The organism is Neisseria sp. HMSC065D04, assembly GCF_001815675.1.
In the GTDB taxonomy this organism is placed as follows: domain Bacteria; phylum Pseudomonadota; class Gammaproteobacteria; order Burkholderiales; family Neisseriaceae; genus Neisseria.
Map to the genome: position 1 here is coordinate 95,122 of NZ_KV821524.1, position 23,347 is coordinate 118,468.

Below are 23,347 nucleotides of genomic sequence, written 5' to 3' on the forward strand. Positions count from 1 at the left end.
GTCTGCGGCTTCGTCGCCTTGTCCTGATTTAAGTGAATCCACTATAAATAAACCTACTTCGGTGCTTTTCGCAAAAACGAACTTCATCGCAAAGCCCCTTGTTCATTGGCGACAGTATATATCAATAATGCCGATGCGCTTCTCCCTAACGCCATTTCCCCAACCGGCCAAACGTCTGGCAACAGGTCGTCTGAAAATACAGAAACCCATTTTTCAGACGACCTGACTTTGCCAAAGCAATCGATTTTATGTAAACTGGAAACCTCTTGTCGGAGTGCTGCTTGTTCCCGCAAACAGCTGAGACCGCATCAGCGGAATCCGTAGAACCTGTCGGGGTAATGCCTGCGTAGGAAACAAGCTGTCAAACGCCTGAAAAGGCTTCCGTTCCCTTTCCCGCATTTCCCGCCATTCGGTGGATTCCGCTCCCGTCTTATCTTTCGACTTCCCGATTGCACCATACTACAAAGGAATCCACCATGCCCCGTATCGCCATTCTCGGCGGCGGCCTTTGCGGCCGTCTGACTGCCTTACAACTTACAGAACAAGGTTTATCGGTTGCCCTCTTTGACAAAGGGGGGCGCAAAGGCGAACACGCCGCCGCTTATGTTGCCGCCGCCATGCTCGCACCGGCTTCGGAGGCGGTCGAAGCCACGCCTGAAGTCATCAAACTGGGAAGGCAGAGTGTTCCGCTGTGGCACAACATCCGAGGTCGTCTGAAAACACCGACCATGATGCAGGAAAACGGCAGCCTGATCGTGTGGCACGGGCAGGACAAGCCATTATCCGGCGAGTTCGTCCGCCATCTCAAACGCGGCGGCGTAGCGGATGATGAAATCGTCCGTTGGCACGCCGACGATATCGCCGAACACGAACCACAGCTCGCAGAACGTTTTTCAGACGGCATCTACCTGCCGACCGAAGGCCAGCTCGACGGACGGCAAATCTTGTCTGCACTTGCCGACACTTTGGACGGGCTGAACGTCCCTTGCCATTGGGAACACGAATGCGCCCCCGAAGACCTGCAAGCCCAATACGACTGGCTGATCGACTGCCGCGGCTACGGCGCAAAAACTGCGTGGAACCAATCCCCCGAACACACCAGCACCTTGCGCGGCATACGCGGCGAAGTGGCGCGGGTTTATACGCCCGAAATCACGCTCAACCGCCCCGTACGCCTGCTCCATCCGCGCTATCCGCTCTACATCGCCCCAAAAGAAAACCACGTCTTCGTCATCGGCGCGACCCAAATCGAAAGCGAAAGCCAAGCCCCCGCCAGCGTACGTTCCGGATTGGAACTTTTGTCCGCACTCTATGCCGTCCACCCCGCCTTCGGCGAAGCCGACATCCTCGAAATCGCCACCGGTCTGCGCCCCACGCTCAACCACCACAACCCCGAAATCCGTTACAGCCGCACCCAACGCCTGATTGAAATCAACGGCCTTTTCCGCCACGGTTTCATGATTTCCCCCGCCGTAACCGCCGCTGCCGTCAGATTGGCAGTCGCCCTGTTTGACGGAAAAAACGCGCCCGAACGTGATGAAGAAAGCGGTTTGGCGTATATTGAAAAATAAGTTTGGGGTCGTCTGAAAACGCCGCGGCATAGGTTTTACAGCAAAGCGGCACACCCCGACACCAGCCTGTATGAATATAATACGACAAGGCGCGTCAACGCCGTATGGTCATCAATCTACCTATATTGCTCATCGACGAAAGGTTTCCAATGAATCTGAAATCCCTGTATTTACTGCCCGCGCTCTTACTCACCCACTCCGCCGCCCTTGCCGCACCCAAGTTTTCAAACAACCTGAAACCGCGTTCTGCCGAAAAAATCATTTATTTCGAACAAAACGGCAAATTCGGCGCAAAAACCACAAGCGGCAAAATCATCGTCCCTGCGCAATACAACTGCAAATTTATTTGCGAACACGGCGAAACCACTGGTGACGAGTTACTGTTTCTGGATAAAAGCCGAGAAGTTCGGGGCAAAGTTGCCTATTCGCCGTTTTTCCTGCATTCGCGGCAGGGCAAGTTTTTATATCAGCCGATGATGTATGACTTGGCATCAGACTATTTTTCGGAAGGCAAACGCCGCTATGTTTCCAAAGACGGCAAAGTCGGTTTTGCCGACCGCGCGGACAACTTGGTCACTCCAGCCCAACACGATTGGGCAGGACAGTTTGAATATGGCTATGCCGCATTTTGCGACGACTGTCGAGAAGTGCGCGTGGACGAAGAACACACCGCCGTACAGGGCGGCACTTGGGGCATGATGGACGCACGCGGCAATACCGTTGCGCCCAGCGACACTCGCCGCGCCGCTTCCGACATCGAACGAAACGGCAAATTTTATCCGCACCCGTTTACCTACACCGCCGCCGAACGCGATATTCTGCAACGCATCAACCGCTACAAAAACCTGATTGTCGGACTGGAAGCAGTTCACCATTCGCCATACAAAACCGCCGAAGAACGCGCGGCCTACCGCTTTGAAATCGTGTCGCAGCCCGTGCAAGGCTATCCGTATTACGAAATCGTCCTGTTTGACGGCAAAGGCAACACCGTTGAAGGCGAACGCTTTCTCGCCGGCGCCGACGGCAAACGGCTCTACGCCCTGCCTGTCGGAGAAGAAACACCGCTTCCGCTGGAAACCCACCTGCGCCACGATATCCGCAGCACGCTTGCCGAACAACCCAAAAGACAGAAAAGCGGCTCTTGGAACGACAACCCGTTTCGCTTGAAAGATTATCCCGAAGCAAAAGCCTTGTTGAAACGCAGGAAATGAGTTTCAGACGACCCCTATTGCTCCGTAAGAAATGAAAAGGACACCCCATGACCTTCCCGCCCCTAAAATCCCCGCTCAAATTCTACGCCGTCGTTCCCACCGCCGATTGGGTGGAGCGCATGGTCAAAGCAGGTGCCGACACGGTGCAACTGCGCTGCAAAACCCTGCACGGCGATGAATTGAAACGCGAAATCGCCCGCTGCGTCGCCGCCTGTCAGGGCAGCCGCACTCAGCTTTTCATCAACGACCACTGGCGCGAGGCGATAGAAGCAGGCGCATACGGTGTGCATCTCGGACAGGAAGACATGGACACCGCCGACCTCGCCGCCATCGCCGCCGCCGGTTTGCGTTTGGGTTTGAGTACGCACTCCGTCGCTGAACTTGACCGCGCCCTGTCCGTACACCCCAGCTACGTCGCCAGCGGTGCAATTTTCCCGACCACGACCAAACAAATGCCCACCGCCCCGCAAGGCTTGGACAAACTGCGCGAATATGTAAAACAGGCAGGCGGCACGCCCGTCGTCGCCATCGGCGGCATCGATTTAAACAACGCCGAAGATGTATTGGCAACCGGCGTTTCCTCACTCGCCGTAGTCCGCGCCGTTACCGAAGCAGAAAATCCCGAAGCGGTGGTTAAAGCGTTTCAGGCTTTGTGGGATGAATAAGGTCGTCTGAAAGCCAAATTTCAGACGACCTGCTCAATTAGGATATTCGATTGCCGTCATTTCGGATGCTATACAGGCAGAAGCGGGCATAACGGCGCAAAGAATAATCGGCGGATTCAGTTGTCCCAGCCTTCCACCACCAGTTTGCCGACCATATCTCCGCGTTCCAGCATCTCATGTGCGCGGCGCAGGTTGGCGGCATTGATGCCGTGCAGGATTTGGGTGGCAGTCGGGCGGATGATGCCTTCATCCACCAGCCGCGCGGTTTCGGCCAGGATTTCTCCCTGCCGTTCGATGTCTGCCGTTTCGCGCAGCGGGCGGGTAAACATAAATTCCCAATGCAGCGACAGGCTTTTGCCTTTGAGCGGGTTCACGTCCAGCGTTTCGGGGTCGTCAATCAGCGCGATTCTGCCTTGCGGGGCGATGAGTTCCACGATTTGCGGCAGATGGCGGTCGGTATGGTTGGTGGAAAAAACAAACGATGGCGCGCCGATATTTAACGCGGCAACCTGTTCCGCCATGTCTTCATGATGGTTGATGACGAAATCCGCCCCCAATTCCTTCACCCACGCGCGGCTTTCGGGGCGGGAGGCGGTGGCGATGACTTGAATGTCGGTCAGCTTTTTCAGCAACTGGATGGCAAGCGAGCCGACCCCGCCTGCACCGCCGATTAAGAGCAGCGCATTGGCGCCGCCTGCCACGGGTTTGTTCACGTCCAAGCGGTCGAACAGCGTTTCCCATGCGGTAATCGCCGTCAATGGCAGCGCGGCGGCTTGGGCAAAATCCAGCGAACGCGGTTTTTTGGCGGCAATGCGCGCGTCCACCGCCTGTAATCGTGCGTTCGAACCTTGGCGGTTGATGGCGCCCGCGTAATACACTTCGTCGCCGACTTTGAAATGCCGCACTTCGCTGCCGACCGTCTGAACAATGCCTGCCGCGTCGTAACCCAATACGCGGTACTGCCCTGCCGCAGGCGTATGTGCCACCCGAACTTTCACATCGACAGGATTGACTGAAACCGCCTGCACGGCAACCAAAATATCGTGCGGCCGCAGTTCGGGTTCGGGCATTTCGATGTCGAGCAGGGCTTCAGGGTTGGCAATGGGCAAAGGGCGGTTGAAACCGATGGCTTTCATGATGTTCTCCTGTTAGGTCGTCTGAAAGCGTGTATCATGCGCCCGAAGCACACCACTAACAAGAACGCACTTATTTTTCATATAGTTACATAAAGGATACTGCCATGCCCCGCACACCGCACCCAAGCTACGACTGCGCCGAAGGCTGCTCGGTGGAAGCCGCGCTTTCCGTTATCGGCGGCAAATGGAAAGGCACGATACTCTACCGCCTGCACACGGACGGTACGCTGCGCTTCAACCAAATCCGCCGCATCCTGCCCGATGTGTCGCAGCGCACGCTGACCGCACAACTGCGCGCATTGGAGGCCGACGGCATCATTTCGCGCACGGTGTATCCTGAAGTCCCGCCGCGCGTGGAATACCGGCTAACGGATTACGGCAAAACGCTTGCCCCCGTGCTGACAGCATTGAAGGAATGGGGCGACGGATTCAAGCAAGAGCAGGCGCATCGCGAATAAAGAAACTTACCTACGAAATATCGAGAAACCATGAACATCATCTTAAACGGTAAACTCGCCGAACTTCACGGCACAACCGTTGCCGACCTTATCGCCCAAACCGCGCCGAAAAAGCCTTTTGCCGTCGCGGTAAATACCGGATTCGTCGCCAAAGGCGCATATGCGGAAACGGTTTTGAACGAAAACGACAAAGTCGATATTGTGCGACCGGTGGTCGGCGGCTAGGCGGTTTTGCCTTTTCAGACGACCCCTGCCCCCAAAACAACGTTATAGTGGATTAAATTTAAATCAGGACAAAAGGAACCCATCATGCTCACCCTATACGGAGAAACTTTCCCTTCACGGCTGCTGCTCGGTACGGCTGCCTATCCGACCCCTGAAATCCTCAAACAATCCGTCCAAACCGCCCGTCCCGCGATGATTACCGTCTCGCTGCGCCGCGCGGGAAGCGGCGGCGAGGCGCACGGTCAGGGGTTTTGGTCGCTTTTGGAAGAAATCGGTATCCCGGTGCTGCCGAACACCGCCGGCTGCCAAAGCGTGCAGGAAGCGGTAACGACGGCGCAGATGGCGCGCGAAGTGTTTGAAACCGATTGGATCAAACTCGAGCTCATCGGCGACGACGACACGTTGCAGCCCGACGTCTTCCAGCTCGTCGAAGCGGCGGAAATCCTGATTAAAGACGGCTTCAAAGTGCTGCCTTATTGCACCGAAGACCTGATTGCCTGCCGCCGCCTGCTTGACTCGGGCTGTCAGGCATTGATGCCGTGGGCGGCGCCGATCGGCACGGGTTTGGGCGCGGTTCACGCCTACGCGCTGAAGGTCCTGCGCGAACGCCTGCCCGACACGCCGCTGATTATCGACGCGGGCTTGGGTTTGCCCTCGCAGGCTGCGCAAGTGATGGAATGGGGGTTTGACGGCGTATTGCTGAACACCGCCGTTTCCCGCAGCGGCGACCCCGTCAACATGGCGCGCGCCTTCGCACTTGCCGTCGAATCCGGACGGCTGGCATTTGAAGCCGAACCGGTCGAAGCGCGTACCAAAGCGCAAGCCAGTACGCCGACCGTAGGGCAGCCGTTTTGGCATTCGGCGGAGTATTAAATCCGCCTTCATCATGAGAAAGGTCGTCTGAAAACCGTATCTCAGGCTTTCAGACGACCTTCCGTATGGGAAAACGCTAAAACCTCAAACCACCAGCCAAGCGTCTTTGTGTTGGAACATCAAATAATCCGTAATGGTTCCGCTTTCGTATGCCGATCGCGCCTCGCCGCAGTTCAGCGGGATACGCCCGTCTTGGCGCACAAATTCCAGCACATGCGTTGCGCCGCCTTTTTCCAGACTCAGGGTGCAGCCATGCTCGGCAAACGTGCATCCGGTGATTTTGCAACCGTTCAGCACGGGCGACAAATCGTCCCAACCCTGCTCAAAATTGCAAAACCAGCCGCAAACGTTGTTTTCCGTTTGCGGGTGCACTTCAATCGGGCGACCGTCTAAGAGCGTGTAGAAACCGGCGTACCATGCCGTATAGACCAAATATTCGTCCGTATCCAGCAGCAATCCAAAAAAGCCCGGGCCGCCCATGCCGTAAGTGCCGAGGTGGGTGGAAAATCCCGTGATTGTCCTTCCAACAACGGATTTGTCTGTCAGCAAAACGGGACGGTTGAACAACAAAATATCGCGTTGGAAGCGCATCAGGCGGTAAATCATCCAAGCGCGGTTGGCATCGCTGCGCGACAGTCCGACAGCGTAATGCGCCAGCCAGCCCTGCCTATACCATTGCAGAGCCTCTTTTTTTGGCACCATCATGCAATAGCTTTCCAAATTGCCTTGCTGTAAATCCAAATAGGGATGGGTGTGCATACGGTTGTCCTTTCAAATTTTCTGTTTGGTTCAGATCGTCTGAAATTTCAGACGACCTTGTTTGAGGCAAGGACGGCTTTGTGTCCTTGTTGTGTTCCGCGCGGTAAGTTTAGAAGTTCGGGTAAAAACAAATTTTAAGAATACGGACAGAGGTTGTCTGAAAAAAGAAATCAGGCAAACGTTTACTCAAAGAGCTTTCCCTGCGCCAGCAACGCCTTCACAGGCGCGAAATCGCGGCGGTGTTCGGGCAATACGCCGTATCGCTGCAAGGCTTCGAGGTGTTGCGCCGTGCCGTAGCCTTTGTGTTTGTCGAAACCGTATTGCGGATAACGTTCCGCCAACGCATACATCTCGGCATCGCGCGCGGTCTTCGCCAAAACGGAAGCCGCCGAAATTTCCATGATTTTGCTGTCGCCTTTGACCACCGCTTCGGCATCCACGCCAAGGTCCTTCGGCACTCTGTTGCCATCGATAAACACCTTATCGGGCTTGATCGCCAACCCGTGTACGGCGCGGCTCATTGCCAACATCGTGGCATGAAGGATATTCAGCTCGAAAATTTCTTGCGGATCGGCTTGCGCGACACACCATGCCAGCGCCTGTTCTTTAATCAAGACCGCCAACATATCGCGCTTTTTCTCGCTGAGTTTTTTAGAGTCGGTCAAACCGGGCAAATGGTAAGACGGCGGAAGGATAACGGCGGCGGCAAACACGCTGCCGACCAAAGGCCCCCGCCCTGCCTCGTCAACGCCGGCAATCAGAAAAGAATTTGTCATCGTTGTTTGAAAATAGAAAAATGGACATTATTTAAAACTAAGGAGCAGCCGAAACGGAACACCTATCCTGCCAGCCGCCTAACCAATATATTTAACACAATAATCGCCGCAGCCTGTTTAGGTTTGCGCCTACGATATCCCCGTGCAGCGTTTCACAATGAGAGGCGGCATCGGAAAATTTTACCTTGTTTGAAATAAGTTGATTCGTTATAACTGGCTGCATAGTATAATCAAAACCTTTGCCATATACCGAAATAAAGATGAAACCGATTTTTTACCGACTGATTTTGGCTTTCGGGCTGGGAAGCGCCGCCCTCTCCGCACAAGCCGGCTATATCTGCAAAGTGGACGGCAACGCAGTATTTACCGAGAAAAAAATCGGCAACGATTGCACCGAATCCCATACGGACGGCACTGCAAACGTCAGCCCTGAAGAAGCCGGCAGGGCCGTACCCGAGCGTGTCGACCTGAAAGAAGCCCTCGGGGAAGCCGCTCCCGAGCCGGGCGACATCAAAGTCTTGCCGCGCACGACGGGCGGCAGCGTAACCAACACGGCAGAAGCCGCCAATCCCCGTTTGGACATCAAATTGCGCAACGGCAAGCTTGGCGAAGCGACTTCCGTCGGCGACCTGAAAGCAGCCAAAGCCCGCGCCGCCGAGTTGAACCGCAAAGCCAAAATCCTGCCCGCCCCCATCTTGCCTGCATCCAAACCCAAGCCGCAACTGACCCGCAAGCAAATCTTGGAAAACGAAGTCCGCAACGAACAAGTGGCTTTGGTCAGGGCGCAGGCGCAACTGAATGTTGCCAAGAAAAAAGGCGATCAGGCAAAAATCAGCCGTCTGACCCAAGCCGTCAACGACCGTCAGGCAAATATCCGCGCCATTGAAAGCGAAATGAAACGCTAAACGGACAACGGTTCGGAAAGTTTTTAATCCAAGCTTTCCGGACCATTTTCAATTGAAATCCATCATGCAGCCCATCCCCGACAACATCATCAAATTCCTACACGCCAACCATGTGATCAGCATTGCGGCAGCCGCAGACGGCGAAATTTGGAGCGCCTGCTGCTTTTATGTGCCCGATGAAGCGCAAGCAAGGCTGATTGTCCTGACTTCGGCACGTTCCAAACACGGCAGCCTGATGCTGAAAAATCCAAACATCGCCGGAACCATCGCAGGCCAGCCGGAAAATATCTCCAAAATCAACGGCATACAGCTGACAGCCAGTGCGCAACTGCTGACCGACGAAACAGAGAAAAAAGCAGCGCTCGCCCTCTATTACAAAGCCCATCCGCTTGCCCGCGCGATGAAAAGCGATGTTTGGTCGTTGCGCTTGGAAAACGTGAAATTTACGGACAACAAACTGGTTTTCGCCCAAAAAACCCTTTGGCAGCGCGAAGCCCAAAACGCCTGAATCATTAAACCCTTGGCGATTGGTTTCAACGTTGATGGGTTAAACCCAATACCCCAAGATAAAGGTTTTCAGACGACCCCTGCATACAAGGTCGTCTGAAAAACAGTACCCAAACAAAAATCCTGAAACCGACAAACGGATTTCAGGATTTTTGATATTCGGATCATCCGCACGCAAAAAAGCGGCATCCATGCCCTACCGCCCTTTCCTATTAGAAATCTCAATATCTCGCCATCGTCCCATCCACCTGCAAAGCCCAAGCATCAATCCCGCCTTGCAGGTTAAACAGATTTTCAAAACCCGCATCTGCCAGATACATCGCCGTATGCAGGCTGCGGATGCCGTGGTGGCAGTAAACGACAATCGGCAAATCGTCGTCGGGCAGCTCGTTTTGGCGCAGCGGAATCAGATTCATCGGGATATGGATGGCGTCAGGCAGGACGCAGACGGCGGTTTCCTCGTCGGTTCGCACGTCCAGCAGATGGAACGCGCGGCCTTCTTCCTGCCATTGTTGCAGTTGCAGCGGGGTGAGTTGCGGGATCGTCATGATGTTGTGTGTGTGAAATGATGGAAACGATGAAAGGTCGTCTGAAAACGTTTCGCCATGTCCGGCTGGTTTTCAGACGACCTTTGATTTCAAAAAAGATTAAAAATCGAAATCGCCGAAAGGACGGTTTTCTTTATCATCCAAATGCGCAACCAGCGTATCGAACAAGACTTTTTCTTCAAATTCGTCGCCCTTGCGCGTAATCAGCAGCGCGCGTTGTACCGGCTGACGGCCGACGATGACTGCCATGCGGCCGCCGTCTTTCAACTGTTCTTTCAATACTTCAGGCACGCTATCCACCGCGCCGCCGACGTAAACCGCATCAAACGGCGCGCCCGCGGAAGGCTCGGTCAGCCCGTTGTTTTGCACATAATCGATATTGTCCAAAGCCAAGCCATCCAACACTGCTTTGGCGCGGTTTTGCTGCTCGGCATCGAGGTCGTCTGAAACCACTTTACCCGCCAGTTTCGCCAAAAGCGCAGTCGCATAGCCCGAACCCGTGCCGATTTCCAAAACCGTATCGGTTTTAGTCAGCTTCAAGCCCTGCGCCAACCGCGCTACGATTTTCGGCTCGAGCATCTTATGACCGTTGGCAAGCGGCAGCTCCATATCGGCATACGCCAAGCCCTGCAAAGACTCGTTCACGAAACGCTCGCGCGGAATCTCCTCCAAAGCGTCCAAAACGTCAAAATCCAATACATCCCACGGACGGATTTGCTGTTCGACCATATTGAACCGCGCTTTTTCAAAATCCATTTTGTGCTCCGTTAAATAATTGTTTTAGCAATGGCAGACATTATAAAACCACACTCCCGCCGCGCCAACTTCAGCGCGCGCCGCCCGCCCGTTTTTTCGGTCTCAAGCCGCCTGACGCGAAGCCTTAAACCGCTTCTCCAAAATCTTTGCCAGTTCGCCCAAATACAAAGCATCCGTTTCATCAAACTGCGCCAGATGTTCGCTATCCACGTCCAACACGCCTATACAGAGGTCGTCTGAAAACAGCGGAACCACGATTTCCGAACGCGACAACGACGAACAGGCAATATGGTCGGGATGCGCGTTGACATCCTTAACGACCAGCGTCTCGCCCTTCGCCCAAGCCTGACCGCACACCCCGCGTCCGAACGGAATCCGCGTACACGCCAAAGGTCCCTGAAACGGCGCCAAAACCAATTCGTCCGTGCGCGTATCGATCAAATAAAAACCCACCCAAAACCAGCCGAACGCCTCCTTCAAAACCGCCGCCGTGTTCGCCAAATTCGCCACCCAATCTGTCTCGTCCGCCACCACAGACTCAATCTGCGGCAACACCTCCCGATAAAGCGCGGCCTTGTCCGAAGCCGAAAAATGAAGCGCGTGCATAGCCATGTCCTATATATGTGTATATCAAGCAGTTATTATAAAACAGGTCGTCTGAAACAGCATTTCAGACGACCCCGGGCATCCCGTTTCAAGTTGCTAACCCGTCGCATATCCACTAAACTTCACGTTACATCGCGCTACACGCAGCGTACAGCCAAAGAAACACAACACGGAGCAAAAAAGATGTATCACCAAATCGGAATGTGGGATCAAAAATGGGTCATCGGCAACTGGAAAATGAACGGCCGACTCCAAAACAACAACGCACTCATGCACCGCTTCCGCATCATGCCCACCGCCGAACGCGTCCTCATCGGCCTCGCCGCACCGACCGTTTACCTGTTGCAACTGCACAACGCCATGCAGATTGTCCTCAACAACCGCATCCTCACCTGCGCCCAAGACGTCAGCCGCTTCCCCAACAACGGCGCCTACACAGGCGAAGTTTCCGCAGAAATGCTCGCCGACATCGGCACAGACATCGTCCTCATCGGACACTCCGAACGAAGCCTCTATTTCGGCGAGAAAAACGAAATCCAACGCCGCAAAATGGAAAACGTCCTCAACGTAGGCCTCATTCCCCTATTGTGCGTCGGCGAAAGCCTCGAAGAGCGCGAAGCCGGCAAAGAACACGAAGTCATCGCCCACCAACTCTCCGTATTGCATGGACTGAACACCAAAAACATCGCCGTCGCCTACGAACCTGTATGGGCAATCGGCACCGGCAAAGTCGCCACCGTAGAACAAATTGCCGACATGCACGCATTCATCTACAAAGAAATCTTGTCTTTGTGCGGAAGCGATGTTAAAATCCGCGTTCTTTACGGCGGAAGTGTGAAAGCAGACAATGCAGCCGACATCTTCGCAGTACCTCATGTAGACGGCGCATTGGTTGGCGGCGCGTCATTATCGTATGACTCATTTACCGCCATCATCAACGCAGCGCAAGCCTCGTAGAAAACATCATATGGAAGCCTTTAAAACCCTTATCTGGATTATTAATATTATTTCCGCTTTGTCAGTGGTTGTGTTAGTATTGCTGCAACACGGCAAAGGCGCGGACGCAGGCGCGACCTTCGGGTCAGGCAGCGGCAGCGCACAGGGCGTATTCGGTTCCGCAGGCAACGCAAACTTCCTGAGCCGCGCAACCGCCATCGCAGCGACTTTCTTCTTCGCAACCTGCATGGCAATGGTTTATATCCATACCCATACAAACAAACACGGTTTGGACTTCAGCAATGTGAAACAAACCCAGCAGGCTCCTAAACCTGCCGCTCCCGCTGAAAACCAACCCACACCTGCTGCACCCGCTCCTCAGCAGCAGAAATAAAAGTTTTTCAAATGCCGACATGGTGAAATTGGTAGACACGCTATCTTGAGGGGGTAGTGGCCGTAGGCTGTGCGAGTTCAAATCTCGCTGTCGGCACCAAAACAAGAAACCGCTTAGAATTAAAAATCTAAGCGGTTTCTCTTTTCTGTCCAATGCATCGGATAAAAAGAAAAACCGCTTACTATAGTGGATTAAATTTATAGTGGATTAAATTTAAATCAGGACAAGGCGGAAGCCGCAGATACAGTACAGATAGTACGGAACCGATTCACTTGGTGCTTCAGCACCTTAGAGAATCGTTCTCTTTGAGCTAAGGCGAGGTAACGCCGTACTGGTTTAAAGTTAATCCACTATATTCCCCCTATCCGATATATCCCAAGTATTGCATCCAATGCATCTCCACAATAAAAACCAAACTCAATAAAGGCGAGGTTTGCAGACTATCGCTTGCTATCCCCAAATTTCCGTTTGACCATACGGCATTGCCTTATTAAATCTCGTGAAATCAACCCCTCTCAAATAGGAAATCTTTGAAGCAAAAAGAATTGGCTTTACACCAGCGTACAGCCTTACCTCATCCACTCAAATTTTAAAAGTACCATTTTCCAGAACACTGAAAACAAGGCGAAAATTTCTTTCACGCCAAACCCATTCATTTTCCCCTGCCCTTTTCACTATCTTCGACTTTCATTGCCCTCCCCAGATTCAAAGTTCGTCCTCTATCATTTTCCTTACATCATTCCCTATCTTGCAGCACCAAACATTAATCCCCCGCCCCTCAAAATCGGTATTTTGTTGATTCGTGATATATCTTTACTTAATTTCAATTAGCTTTGCGTAAATCAAATCCACTGTTTTCAAAAGAACAAATAGCACTTTATTGATAATGAGTATCGTGTTTTCATATATGGACGAGACAAACCTTCTTTTCTCTGTTAAGGTAGGGTTTTCTGTCAGTTTATGCTGACCCCGATAGACTAAATCCGGAGTAACTTGATGAAATCCAATCTGAAATTAATCGTTCCCGCCGTCCTTATCGCTACCGCGCTGTCTGCATGCGGCAGCTCCGGCTCTAAATCTAAACCGGAAACCGCTCCGACTCCTACTGCGCAACAATCCGCTCCCGCACCTGAAACGCCTAAAACCATGGAAGTCAATAATATTGAACGCACCAAGGAAGTGGCTTACAAATGCGGACCAAACGGTACTGATCCTTTGAATGTCATGTACGGCTTCCAAGGTGATGAGCCTGTGATTGCCCAAGTGAAATACCAAGGCCAGCTGACTCCGGGTCTTTCCCGCATCGTCGGCACCGGCAATGATGTCAATGGCTTCTGGGGTGAAGGCGTGGCATGGATTGCCAACCGCGCCAACTATGCCAACATCGACAAAGTGGACGGTAATATGCTGACTATCCGTCAACAAACTGTCGTCAACGGTCAAAACCAAGTCGTGGACAACATCATCACCAAGTCCTGCGTATTGGACCAAACCGCTACGGCCCAATTGAACAAAGCACCTGCCAAACCTGCTAAGGGCAAAGGCAAAGCGAAGAAATAAAGACGTTGTATAAAGCGAAAGGTCGTCTGAAAACTTGAAATCGGGTTTTCACACGACCTTTTTACATCGTCGGCTGTCTTTCTGCATGATTCGGTAAACGGACACTGCAACACCACAAACAGCCTGCCTTAGCGCCGGCTCTCTACGATTGCCCCACTCTATCGGCTCAAGGCTGCACACATATCAGGTCGTTTTTTACCACCAGTAATACGGCCGGTAAAACGGGAATCCCCACTCGTCGTAATAGCGGTAATAGCGTGCTTCGCGCAGCTGTTGTTGGGAAATATAATTTTGCCATGCCATCTTATAGCAGGCTTGGAACATCGGGTCGGACACTTTGTCGATGTATTTCAGGCGGAAGGCTTTTTGTTCTGCACTGGGCGTGCCGACTTGCTCCGCCTGCTCGAACTGTTTGCGCATCAGTTTGGCAGTCTCCGGATCGCATTCGGCAGCCAGACTGACTTGAAGGTTCTGTTCATAACGTCTTTGCGCGCGTTCGCGGGCGGCTTTTTGTTCGGGCGTAGTGGCACAAGCGGTCAGGGTTGCCACGATGCACAGTATCAGGGAAGCTCGAATGGGAGACATGATTTTTCCTTTTTATATCAAGGGATAGGGATAATGTACGCCTTTTGCGGCAAATTGTGAAGCCTGTCGTACCGTCCGTGTTCAACCGACAAAACGGCAAAGCCCGGCCAAAACAAACCGTACCACCTGACAAGAGGTCGTCTGAAAAGTGAAAAGCCATTTTCAGACGACCTCATATCTCGCCCTGCTCTTTTTATAGTGATTTCGCCATATTCATTGAAGAAGCCCTTAGCGATACAATATCGCACCATATCCAATCGAATCGAGGTCGTCTGAAAAATTGAAAAGGGATTGATATGACGGCAAATCATCACGAAGAAACACCAAGCGGGCAACAGCAGCAGACCAGTCGCCACAAGCGTCGGCATGAACGCCTGCACGCGCCGCCGTTTTGGCAGGCGGACAGGCCGTATCTGCACGAACACCATATTTCAGATGCGCGTTTCCGCAGGCTCGGCTATATCATGGCAATGTTGGCGGGGGCAATCAATGCGGGCGGTTTCTTTGCGTTTTCACGTTATACGTCGCACGTTACCGGCTCGATGTCGATGCTGGCGGACGCTGTTTATCTGCGCGAATGGGTAACGGCGGCGGTGGCTTTGATCAGCGTGTTGTGTTTCATTGTCGGCGCAGCGCATTCGGGCTGGGTGGTTTTGTGGACTCAGCAGAAGCGGTTTCGCGGCAGCTTCGGTTTTTCCATGTGGCTGGAAGCGGTTTATCTGCTGATATTCGGCTTGTTCGGTCTGACGACATCGAAATGGAACATCGGGGACGGGAATTTGGTTTTCCCGTCGTTGGCTTTGTTTTTAATGTGTTTCATCATGGGAATGCACAATACGGTGATGACGCTTTTGTCCGGCGGCGCCATCCGTTCGACGCACATGACCGGCACGGCGACCGACTTGGGCATCGAGCTTTCTCGTGCGCTGTATTACTCGAAAAAACATCATCCGCGCCTGCCTCATGTTCATGTCAATAAGCCGAAGATGTGGCTGTTGAACGGCTTGATGTGGGCATTTCTGCTGGGTGGTGTCGTGGGTGCTTGGGGCTACCACAAAATCGGACACCATTTCGCGCTGCCGGTATCCGCCGTCTTGTTCATCTTGGGCGCGGGGTCTGTGGGCTATGATGTGAAAGTGCGCTTGAAATTTGCGCTGGCGGGATGGTATCGGCGGCATCGTGCGAAACAGCGTTAAAAAGCGGTATCGTGGCAAATCCGCATACCGCCATGCCAATTATCGGCGCTCAGTGAACCAAATCACTTTTCTTTTGCCCAATCAAATAGATACTCCTGCGTGATGACAACCCCTTCAAACCTAGTCTTTTGTTTTGAATGAAAAACACCTTAATCAAGGCTGCCGCGTCGCGTTATCCCTGAAACGCGCGGGCAATGAACGGACAGCGATTGGATTAATGGCAATATGAGTCATGGCGGGAACCATTCCTTCTTCCAACTGATTTTCAGACGACCCTGCGTCGTCGAAAGGACATCTCAATGAAATTCTTGAAACCTCTGACCGTTGCCGCGTTGGCAATCCCTTTGGCACTGACCGGCTGCGTAACCGACCCTGTAAGCGGACAACGCAACACCAGCAAAACCGCCATGTACGGCTTAGGCGGCGCGGCAGTGTGCGGCATCGTCGGCGCACTGACCCACGGCGGCAAAGGCGCGCGCAACTCCGCGTTGGCATGCGGCGCGATTGGCGCGGGCGTTGGCGGCTACATGGACTATCAAGAGAAAAAACTGCGCGAAAACCTGAAAAACACCAACATCGAAGTAGAACGCCAAGGCAACCAAATCAAGCTGGTGATGCCTGAAAACGTCACCTTCGCCACAGGCAGCGCGGCATTGAGCGATCAGGCGCGAAACGCTTTGGCGACCGCCTCCGAAACACTGGTGCAATACCCCGACACGACTTTGACGATTAACGGTCATACCGACAACACCGGCAACGACGCCATCAACGAACCACTGTCCCGCAACCGCGCACTTGCCGTTGCCGACTACCTGCAATCCCGTGGCGTAAACGGCTCGCGCCTGACCACCGCCGGCTACGGCTCACGCCACCCGATCGCGTCTAACGCCACAGCCGAAGGCCGCGCCCAAAACCGCCGCGTCGAGATTTTGATCAATCCCGACCAAAACGCCATCAACGCGGCGAAACAGCAAATGTAAGCTATCCGTCTGAGGATAAAGTTAAAGGTCGTCTGAAATCCGATTTTGGGTTTCAGACGACCTTTTTTCATTGCGCCATCGGTTCGCCGGTTTTGCCACCTATTCATTAGGTTTTCGGTTGAATACCTTATCACTAAGGCTAAAAGCAAAACAAGCCTTTGATTTTTCAGACGACCTCAAGCCATTCCACCAATATAGTGGATTAACTAAATCAGGACAAGGCGACGAAGCCGCAGATACAGTAAAGATAGTACGGAACCGATTCACTTGGTGCTTCAGCACCTTAGAGAATCGTTCTCTTTGAGCTAAGGCGAGGTAACGCCGTCCCGGTTTAAAGTTAATCCACTATATTTATTCACCTGCCGACACTGTTTATGTTCCGTTTCCCCGCTCCATCATCCTTGACACTGCCTGATGACAGTGATTTAATTTCCTAATATGATTAATAATCATTTTTAATCAATTATGGAAAAGCAGATTGTTTGGACACCGCGCCAATCCGCGCCCAAAGCCTTTCCCGAACGGCAGGCGTTGATGCCGATATGGGGCGGCATACCGATTCCCCGTCCGCAATGGCAGAACATCTGGCGGCAGAAGCTCCCTCATGCCGCCGATTCCGACGCGCTCGCCTATCTGCACATCCCCTTCTGCGCCAACCACTGCGTGTTCTGCGGCTTCTACCGCAACGCGTGGAAAGAGAGTTACAGCAGCGTTTACACCGACAAAATTATCGAAGAAATGGCGGCGGAAGCCGAAATCCGTCAGGGCAACGGCAAAATCCGCGCCGTCTATTTCGGTGGCGGCACGCCCACCGCGCTGCAAACCCCGGACCTCGCTAGACTCATCCGCGCCTGTTACCAATACCTGCCGATTGCCGACGACTGCGAGTTCACCATCGAAGGCCGTATGAGCCATTTCGACATAGAAAAAGCCCAAGCCTGCATCGAAGCGGGTGCCAACCGCATTTCCATCGGCGTGCAAACCTTCGACACCGCCATCCGCCGCCGCCTCGGCCGCAAACACGGCGGCGACGAAGCCTTTGCCTATCTGGAAAAACTGTGTGAAATCAATGCCGTCATCGTTGTCGATTTGATGTTCGGCCTGCCCAACCAAACCGACGCTGTCTGGCAAAACGATCTCGAACGCGCCACCGCCCTGCCTTTGTCCGGACTCGACACCTACGCCTTCAACCTCTATCCCATGCTGCCCATCAACCGCATGGTGGAAAAAGGTGCATTTCCCGCCCCGCCCGGTTTCGACGTTCAGGCAGACCAATACGCCTACGCCGTTGAAACGCTGGCGCAAAAAGGCTGGAACCAAGTCAGCAACAGCCATTTCGCCTATCCCGGCCGCGGCGAACGCAACCGCTACAACACGCTGGTCAAATCCAACATTCCCTGCTGGGCGTTCGGCTCCGGCGCAGGCGGCAACTTCGACGGCTTCAGCTATCAGGTACAGGGCGATTTGGACAGCTACCTCGCCACCCCGAAAGGCGAAAAAAACATCGCCTTCATGAGCGGCCACAGCCCGAACAAAACCCTGCTCGGACAAGTGCAGCACGACATGGAAACAGGTCGTCTGAATCCCTCGCTGTTTGACGGCAACGCCGCCGCGCAGAAACTGATCGCCCAATGGCAGGCAATGCAACTCTTTGAAGAACAAGGTTCGGACGGCCTCATCCGCCTGAACACCAGCGGCCGCTACTGGTCGCCCACCCTCATCCGCAAACTCATGCTCACCCTTCCGACTCAAGAAAAGGATCAAACCATGCAAAAACTTTCATCCGAACAACAAATCATGTTGCGCCAATCATTGGAAAAAAATCCCGGCCAAGTGCTCGAAATGCTCGCCGCGCAAAACCAATGCAGCTTTGAAGACGTCATCCGCTGCCTGCCCGAAAACTGCATCCGCCAAACCGAAGGCAGCCGCATCGTCGAAATCCTCCAAGCCGTCGCCGCTTGGGACGAAGCCGTCACCTTCATCGCCCACACCCCCGACGCCATCGTCGAAGTTACCGGCAAACTGCCCGGCGGCAAAGTCGGCCGCGGCTTCTACAATTTCGACCATCCCGAAACCGACGGCGGCGTACACGGTCATATCTATTACGAAAACTGCGCCGCCATCTACCTTTTAGAGCGTCCGTTTATGGGCAAAGACACCTGCTCGCTCAACTTCATCAACCGCAACGGCGGCGCCATGTTCAAAATCTTCGTCGGCCGCGATGAAGCAGGCGAACTCAAACAACACCAAATCGAAGCCATGAGAAAACTGTTCGATGCGGCTTAAAGAGGTTTCAGACGACCTCTGCCTGAAAACCGATAGAAATTGCCGCATTCCTGCACAAACGAAATCATCTTTCGGCATCGTAAATAACCGATGAAATTTGACAGGCTGCTTGCAAGATTGGTGTTTGTTTCCAAAGTAAGCTTGCGCTTACCGCCCTCTCCCTAACCCTCTCCCACGGGGAGAGGGAATTGAGGATACTGAGATTCAAGCATTTTTGGCTTCTCTGCCACTTGAAGTTTACCCGTCAACCCATCCCCTCTCCCCGCGGGAGAGGGCTAGGGAGAGGGCAAAACCCACGCTACGGCAGTTGTCATGAAACCCGCTTTGCCCGCTTTCAGACGACCTAATACTCTGCCGCGAAAGAGAACCAAAAAGAAGTAGCGTGGGCTATGCCCACGACAGCACAACATCAAACACAACAAGGTCGTCTGAAAGCGCAGTATCAATGAAGTTCAAACGAATTCAGCGAGTTTCGTTAAAAACAAATACAGATTTCAGACGACCGTTGAAGCAAAATCGCGGGCATAGCCCACGCTACAACTGAACCATTTTTGGTTTCTCTGCCACTTTTAGCTTCCCTGTCAACCCATCCCCTCTCCCCGCGGGAGAGGGTTAGGGAGAGGATAAAGCACAAACCGGTAAGTCAATTCCGCGGGCAAAGCCCACGCTACGACTGCTCCCATTTTTGGTTTCTCTGCCACTTGGAGTTTCCCAGCCAACCCATTCCCTCTCCCCGTGGGAGAGGGCTAGGGAGAGGGCAAAACACAAAACCGGTAAGTCGATTCCGCGGACAAAGCCCACGCTACGGCAGTTGTTATAAAACCTGCCTCGCCCATTTTCAGACGACCACCGTTCTGCCGCGAAAGAGAACCGAAAAGAAGTAGCGTGGGCTTTGCCCATGACCACACAGCATCAAACACAAAAAGGTCGTCTGAAAAATCAACTAACCTTACCCCCAACCACTCAACAGAGTAAGTAGATTATTGAAACCCCTAACCAGCCGACACACAAAGGAGACCCCATGCAACTCATCTTCGGCGCCAACGGCCCGTCCGGCCGCGCATTCATCCGCACGCTCACCCATCCCGCCGACACCGTTGCCGTATTAAGAAAGCCGTCTGAAGATTCGTTCTTTAGCGAACACCGCATTCAGACGACCACCGCCGACGCGCTCGATGCCGACGCGCTCGACAAAGTGTTCGCACAATACCGCCCCGACAGCGTCATCAGCTTCGTCGGCGGCAAAAACGAACAAGGCATACGCAGCGACGCACTGGGCAATATCAACATCATCGCCGCCGTCCAAGCCGCCAACCCGCAAGCCCGTTTCATCCTGATTACCAGCATGGGCTGCGGCGAACAATGGGACATGATGAGCGAACCTTTCAAACAAGCCCTCGGCGAAGCCGTCCGCGCCAAAACCGAAGCCGAAATCTACCTCAAACAAAGCAGCCTGAACTGGACCATCCTCCGCCCCTGCGGTTTGGACAACAGCGAAGACAACCGCCACATCCTGACCGACCGCCCCGACGGCATCCCTAAAAACTACATGAGCCGAAACGGACTCGCCACCGCCGTCGCCGCCGTCCTGCAAAACCCCAGCAGCATCGGTAAGGTTTACACCGTCGGCGCAGGCAGTTAACACCGCGTCCATAGTCAAACAGGTCGTCTGAAACCGTTTCAGACGACCTGTTTTCTATTGCCGACAATCAAGGCGGCATCCATTCGTCCACTTAATAAACCATTCCCAAACCCCGCTTTCAGACGACCTCCCACCTTGTGTTATGATAATGGCTCTTCACACAAAGGTATTTTATGGACAGACCCGTCTATCTCTACACCGACGGCGCATGCAAAGGCAATCCCGGCGCCGGCGGCTGGGGCGTGTTCATGCGTTACGGCGCACATGAAAAAGAACTGTTCGGCGGCGAAGCGGAAACCACCAACAACCGCATGGAGCTGACCGCCGTCATTGAAGGCCTGAAATCCCTAAAACGCCGCTGCCAAGTCATCATCTGCACCGACTCGCAATACGTCAAAAACGGCATGGAAAGCTGGATACACGGCTGGAAAAAAAACGGCTGGAAAACCGCCGCCAAAAAACCGGTTAAAAACGATGATTTATGGAAAGAACTCGACAGCTTGGTTCAACAGCACGAAGTCCGCTGGACTTGGGTAAAAGGCCATGCCGGACACCCTGAAAACGAAAAAGCCGACGAGCTCGCCAACCGAGGCGCGGCAAAATTTTTATAACATTTCATCCATGACTGCACTCAAACATCTCAAACCATTCTTTTGGATTGCCATCATTGCATTGATTTGTGTGACGCCCATAGCGCTTATGTTCGCCTATTCGCCCTTTCATGATGTCGATGATTTTTTTCGCTTTGGCTTGTGTGATCACATTGAGAGTGCCGAAGAATGTGACGACTTAATCACGCCCGCCTATTTATTTTGGTGGTTTATACCTAAACCGTGGCTTTTCGCATTCATATCTCTGACTACCATTTACCTCGTTCTAAAAATCCTGATTGAAATCATCCGATTCCTATTCAGACTGAGAAAGAAAAAACCATGACCTGCCCCATCTGCACTGCCGACAACGAAGACATTTTGCTGCAAACGCCAAACCTGCGCGTTATCGCCGTCCACAACGAAGCCTCAGCCCCGGCATTCTGCCGCGTCATCTGGAACGACCACATCGCTGAGATGACCGACCTTTCAGCCGCCGAACGTGCCGAAATCATGGAAATGGTGTATAAAGTCGAAGCCGCCATGCGCCAAGTGTTCCGTCCCGCTAAAATCAACCTTGCCAGCCTGGGCAACGTCGTCCCCCATCTGCATTGGCACGTCATCGCCCGCTTTGAAAACGATGCCAACTTTCCCGCCCCGATTTGGGCAGCCCCCGTCCGCGAACACGGCATGACCCTGCCGGACAACTGGACGGAACAAGTCAAAGCCCTGCTGGCGTAACATTCAGACGACCTCAATAAGCGTATCGGATACCGCATATCAACCGATTTTCAGACGACCCCTGCCGAAAAGGTCGTCTGAAACCCAACCAAAGGAAACCATATGACCTGGCAAACCTCCCGCCGCCATTTCCTCCGCGCCTGCTCCGCCGCAGCCGGAGCCGGACTGCTGCAAGCCTGCGGCACCGGCACTACCGTCACCCCGTCCACTCAAACCGGCAACACAGCGAAAGCCCAACCCGTGCAGCCCAAAACCAGCCATCCCCCACGCTCCGGCGACAACCTCCTCCGCGTCGTCGCCCCTTCCGGCTTTGCCGAAGACTCCAACCGCGTCAACGCAGGCTTGACCCGCCTCTATAACGCAGGTTTTACCGTGACCAACCAACAAGCAGGCAGCCGACGCTATCAACGCTTCGCCGGTTCCGACGCACAACGTGCCGCCGACTTCCAAGAGGTCGCCACCGGCCGCGTTGAAACACCCAAAGTCCTCATGGGTTTGCGTGGCGGCTACGGCGCGGCACGCATCCTTCCGCAAATCGACTTCGCCTCACTCGGCGCCAGAATGCGCGAACGCGGTACTTTGTTCTTCGGCTTCAGCGACGTTTGCGCCGTCCAACTCGCCCTGCTCGCCAAAGGCAATATGGCAAGTTTCGCCGGCCCCATGGTTTACAGCGAATTCGGCAAACCCGAACCCAGCGTCTTCACCATGGATTCGTTCATCCGCGGCACCACCAACAACGTCAACATCATCGACGTTCCCGCCATCCAACGTGCCAACGTCAACGTCGAAGGTACCTTATGGGGCGGCAACCTCAGCGTTCTCGCCTCCCTCGCAGGCTCGCCCTATATGCCCGACATCCAAGGCGGCATCCTGTTCGTCGAAGACGTCAGCGAACAACCCTACCGCATCGAACGCATGTTGAACACGCTTTATCTTGCAGGCATCCTGCAAAAACAACGCGCCATCATCTTCGGCGACTTCCGCATGGGCACCATCCGCGACGTATACGACTCAAGCTACGACTTCTCCGCCGTCGTCAACCACGTCTCACGCACCGCCAAAGTCCCCGTCCTGACAGGCTTCCCCTTCGGACACATTACCAATAAAAGCACCTTCCCCTTAGGCGCACATGCCAAAATCCACAGTACAGCCAACGGCGGCTACACCGTAACCTTCAGCGGCTATCCTACCCTAAACCCCACCGCCCTGACCCTCAACAACCTGCTGCCCCCGCCCGTGCCGACGTTTAACGGCTCTACCTACCGCAGCACGACAACCGAAGAAGTCATCGAATAAACAAGCTTTCGATTCAAACAAAGGTCGTCTGAAAATCCGAATCCGGTTTTTCAGACGACCTTTTTCTATCCGACATAATGAGGGAATGAGCGGTACTATAGTGGATTAAATTTAAATCAGGACAAAGCGACGAAGCCGCAGACAG

General features: G+C 53.6%; 27 protein-coding genes, 1 tRNA gene and 1 riboswitch. Of the genes, 21 read left to right on the forward strand and 7 right to left on the reverse strand.

Annotated elements, in window-relative coordinates; all coding sequences use genetic code 11:
* The 4 genes from HMPREF3050_RS14885 to thiE all read left to right on the forward strand — a co-directional run.
* Positions 1-226, forward strand: a 226-nt coding sequence (locus tag HMPREF3050_RS14885; RefSeq protein WP_210399924.1) for a hypothetical protein, incomplete at its 5' end; no start/stop codon positions are given.
* Between the two features lie 34 nt (positions 227-260).
* Positions 261-370: riboswitch (TPP riboswitch) on the forward strand.
* A gap of 106 nt (positions 371-476) precedes the next feature.
* Entirely contained in the window at positions 477-1,571 is a 1,095-nt protein-coding gene (locus HMPREF3050_RS08535) for an FAD-dependent oxidoreductase (protein WP_070774454.1), read from the forward strand.
* Positions 1,572-1,720: 149 nt separating this feature from the next.
* Complete coding sequence (locus HMPREF3050_RS08540) at positions 1,721-2,782, forward strand: WG repeat-containing protein (protein ID WP_070774455.1); 1,062 nt, start codon at positions 1,721-1,723, stop codon at positions 2,780-2,782.
* Positions 2,783-2,829: 47 nt separating this feature from the next.
* Positions 2,830-3,447 carry a thiamine phosphate synthase gene (gene thiE / locus HMPREF3050_RS08545; RefSeq protein WP_070774456.1) on the forward strand — a complete coding sequence of 206 codons (618 nt, stop codon included), beginning with the start codon at positions 2,830-2,832 and terminating at the stop codon, positions 3,445-3,447.
* 116 nt (positions 3,448-3,563) lie between these two features.
* On the opposite strand, the gene HMPREF3050_RS08550 is transcribed toward thiE, so the two are convergent.
* Positions 3,564-4,583, reverse strand: a complete 1,020-nt coding sequence (locus tag HMPREF3050_RS08550) for a zinc-binding alcohol dehydrogenase family protein (RefSeq protein ID WP_070774457.1) — start codon at positions 4,581-4,583, stop codon at positions 3,564-3,566.
* A gap of 104 nt (positions 4,584-4,687) precedes the next feature.
* On the opposite strand from HMPREF3050_RS08550, the gene HMPREF3050_RS08555 reads away from it, so the two are divergent.
* The 3 genes from HMPREF3050_RS08555 (at position 4,688) to HMPREF3050_RS08565 (ending at position 6,139) form a co-directional block, all read left to right on the forward strand.
* Positions 4,688-5,041 (forward strand): winged helix-turn-helix transcriptional regulator, encoded by a 354-nt coding sequence (locus tag HMPREF3050_RS08555; protein WP_070774458.1) that lies wholly within the window; start codon positions 4,688-4,690, stop codon positions 5,039-5,041.
* 30 nt (positions 5,042-5,071) lie between these two features.
* A complete protein-coding gene (thiS, locus tag HMPREF3050_RS08560; protein WP_070774459.1) occupies positions 5,072-5,266 on the forward strand; it encodes a sulfur carrier protein ThiS in 195 nt (64 codons plus the stop codon).
* Positions 5,267-5,350: 84 nt separating this feature from the next.
* Positions 5,351-6,139, forward strand: a complete 789-nt coding sequence (locus HMPREF3050_RS08565) for a thiazole synthase (protein ID WP_070774460.1) — start codon at positions 5,351-5,353, stop codon at positions 6,137-6,139.
* Positions 6,140-6,223: 84 nt separating this feature from the next.
* Here the strand turns inward: HMPREF3050_RS08565 and HMPREF3050_RS08570 are convergent, their stop codons facing one another.
* Both HMPREF3050_RS08570 and rnhB read right to left on the reverse strand, forming a co-directional pair.
* Entirely contained in the window at positions 6,224-6,898 is a 675-nt protein-coding gene (locus HMPREF3050_RS08570) for a hypothetical protein (RefSeq protein WP_070774461.1), read from the reverse strand.
* A 182-nt stretch (positions 6,899-7,080) separates the two neighbouring features.
* A complete protein-coding gene (gene rnhB / locus HMPREF3050_RS08575; RefSeq protein WP_070774462.1) occupies positions 7,081-7,674 on the reverse strand; it encodes a ribonuclease HII in 594 nt (197 codons plus the stop codon).
* A 260-nt stretch (positions 7,675-7,934) separates the two neighbouring features.
* Here rnhB and HMPREF3050_RS08580 point away from each other — a divergent pair, with 260 nt between their 5' ends.
* Together HMPREF3050_RS08580 and HMPREF3050_RS08585 are read left to right on the forward strand one after the other, a co-directional pair.
* Positions 7,935-8,579 carry a hypothetical protein gene (locus HMPREF3050_RS08580; protein WP_003759290.1) on the forward strand — a complete coding sequence of 215 codons (645 nt, stop codon included), beginning with the start codon at positions 7,935-7,937 and terminating at the stop codon, positions 8,577-8,579.
* A 64-nt stretch (positions 8,580-8,643) separates the two neighbouring features.
* Complete coding sequence (locus tag HMPREF3050_RS08585; protein WP_070774483.1) at positions 8,644-9,087, forward strand: PNPOx family protein; 444 nt, start codon at positions 8,644-8,646, stop codon at positions 9,085-9,087.
* Between the two features lie 220 nt (positions 9,088-9,307).
* Here HMPREF3050_RS08585 and HMPREF3050_RS08590 read toward each other — a convergent pair whose 3' ends face one another.
* From HMPREF3050_RS08590 to HMPREF3050_RS08600, 3 genes are all read right to left on the reverse strand, one after another.
* Positions 9,308-9,634 (reverse strand): rhodanese-like domain-containing protein, encoded by a 327-nt coding sequence (locus HMPREF3050_RS08590; protein ID WP_070774463.1) that lies wholly within the window; start codon positions 9,632-9,634, stop codon positions 9,308-9,310.
* 99 nt (positions 9,635-9,733) lie between these two features.
* Complete coding sequence (locus tag HMPREF3050_RS08595) at positions 9,734-10,390, reverse strand: protein-L-isoaspartate O-methyltransferase family protein (RefSeq protein ID WP_070774464.1); 657 nt, start codon at positions 10,388-10,390, stop codon at positions 9,734-9,736.
* A 102-nt stretch (positions 10,391-10,492) separates the two neighbouring features.
* Positions 10,493-10,996, reverse strand: a complete 504-nt coding sequence (locus HMPREF3050_RS08600) for a GAF domain-containing protein (protein ID WP_141758424.1) — start codon at positions 10,994-10,996, stop codon at positions 10,493-10,495.
* Positions 10,997-11,179: 183 nt separating this feature from the next.
* Between HMPREF3050_RS08600 and tpiA the strand changes: the two genes are divergently transcribed.
* From tpiA to HMPREF3050_RS08620, 4 genes are all read left to right on the forward strand, one after another.
* Positions 11,180-11,953, forward strand: a complete 774-nt coding sequence (gene tpiA, locus HMPREF3050_RS08605) for a triose-phosphate isomerase (RefSeq protein ID WP_003759302.1) — start codon at positions 11,180-11,182, stop codon at positions 11,951-11,953.
* Positions 11,954-11,963: 10 nt separating this feature from the next.
* Positions 11,964-12,326, forward strand: coding sequence for a preprotein translocase subunit SecG (secG, locus tag HMPREF3050_RS08610; RefSeq protein WP_039405607.1), 363 nt, complete (start codon positions 11,964-11,966; stop codon positions 12,324-12,326).
* A 13-nt stretch (positions 12,327-12,339) separates the two neighbouring features.
* Positions 12,340-12,425 (forward strand) — tRNA-Leu (locus HMPREF3050_RS08615).
* An 897-nt stretch (positions 12,426-13,322) separates the two neighbouring features.
* A complete protein-coding gene (locus HMPREF3050_RS08620; RefSeq protein WP_003759309.1) occupies positions 13,323-13,886 on the forward strand; it encodes a hypothetical protein in 564 nt (187 codons plus the stop codon).
* Between the two features lie 195 nt (positions 13,887-14,081).
* On the opposite strand, the gene HMPREF3050_RS08625 is transcribed toward HMPREF3050_RS08620, so the two are convergent.
* Positions 14,082-14,471 carry a hypothetical protein gene (locus HMPREF3050_RS08625; RefSeq protein WP_009310961.1) on the reverse strand — a complete coding sequence of 130 codons (390 nt, stop codon included), beginning with the start codon at positions 14,469-14,471 and terminating at the stop codon, positions 14,082-14,084.
* A gap of 296 nt (positions 14,472-14,767) precedes the next feature.
* Here HMPREF3050_RS08625 and HMPREF3050_RS08630 point away from each other — a divergent pair, with 296 nt between their 5' ends.
* The 8 genes from HMPREF3050_RS08630 (at position 14,768) to HMPREF3050_RS08665 (ending at position 23,202) form a co-directional block, all read left to right on the forward strand.
* Complete coding sequence (locus HMPREF3050_RS08630; RefSeq protein ID WP_070774466.1) at positions 14,768-15,667, forward strand: YoaK family protein; 900 nt, start codon at positions 14,768-14,770, stop codon at positions 15,665-15,667.
* A gap of 299 nt (positions 15,668-15,966) precedes the next feature.
* Positions 15,967-16,647, forward strand: coding sequence for a YiaD family glycine zipper/OmpA-like lipoprotein (locus tag HMPREF3050_RS08635; RefSeq protein ID WP_040668660.1), 681 nt, complete (start codon positions 15,967-15,969; stop codon positions 16,645-16,647).
* A gap of 465 nt (positions 16,648-17,112) precedes the next feature.
* A complete protein-coding gene (gene hutW / locus HMPREF3050_RS08640) occupies positions 17,113-18,933 on the forward strand; it encodes a heme anaerobic degradation radical SAM methyltransferase ChuW/HutW (RefSeq protein WP_070774467.1) in 1,821 nt (606 codons plus the stop codon).
* Positions 18,934-19,954: 1,021 nt separating this feature from the next.
* On the forward strand, positions 19,955-20,575 hold the full coding sequence (locus tag HMPREF3050_RS08645; RefSeq protein ID WP_070774468.1) for an NAD(P)H-binding protein: 621 nt from the start codon (positions 19,955-19,957) through the stop codon (positions 20,573-20,575).
* Between the two features lie 173 nt (positions 20,576-20,748).
* Positions 20,749-21,186 (forward strand): ribonuclease HI, encoded by a 438-nt coding sequence (rnhA, locus tag HMPREF3050_RS08650; protein WP_070774469.1) that lies wholly within the window; start codon positions 20,749-20,751, stop codon positions 21,184-21,186.
* Between the two features lie 10 nt (positions 21,187-21,196).
* A complete protein-coding gene (locus tag HMPREF3050_RS08655) occupies positions 21,197-21,511 on the forward strand; it encodes a hypothetical protein (protein ID WP_070774470.1) in 315 nt (104 codons plus the stop codon).
* Entirely contained in the window at positions 21,508-21,906 is a 399-nt protein-coding gene (locus tag HMPREF3050_RS08660) for an HIT family protein (RefSeq protein WP_003741569.1), read from the forward strand. The genes HMPREF3050_RS08655 and HMPREF3050_RS08660 overlap by 4 nt, the downstream gene beginning before the upstream one ends.
* A gap of 102 nt (positions 21,907-22,008) precedes the next feature.
* Positions 22,009-23,202: an LD-carboxypeptidase gene (locus HMPREF3050_RS08665; protein WP_070774471.1), complete on the forward strand. Its 1,194-nt coding sequence runs from the start codon at positions 22,009-22,011 to the stop codon at positions 23,200-23,202.
* Positions 23,203-23,347 lie beyond the last annotated feature (145 nt).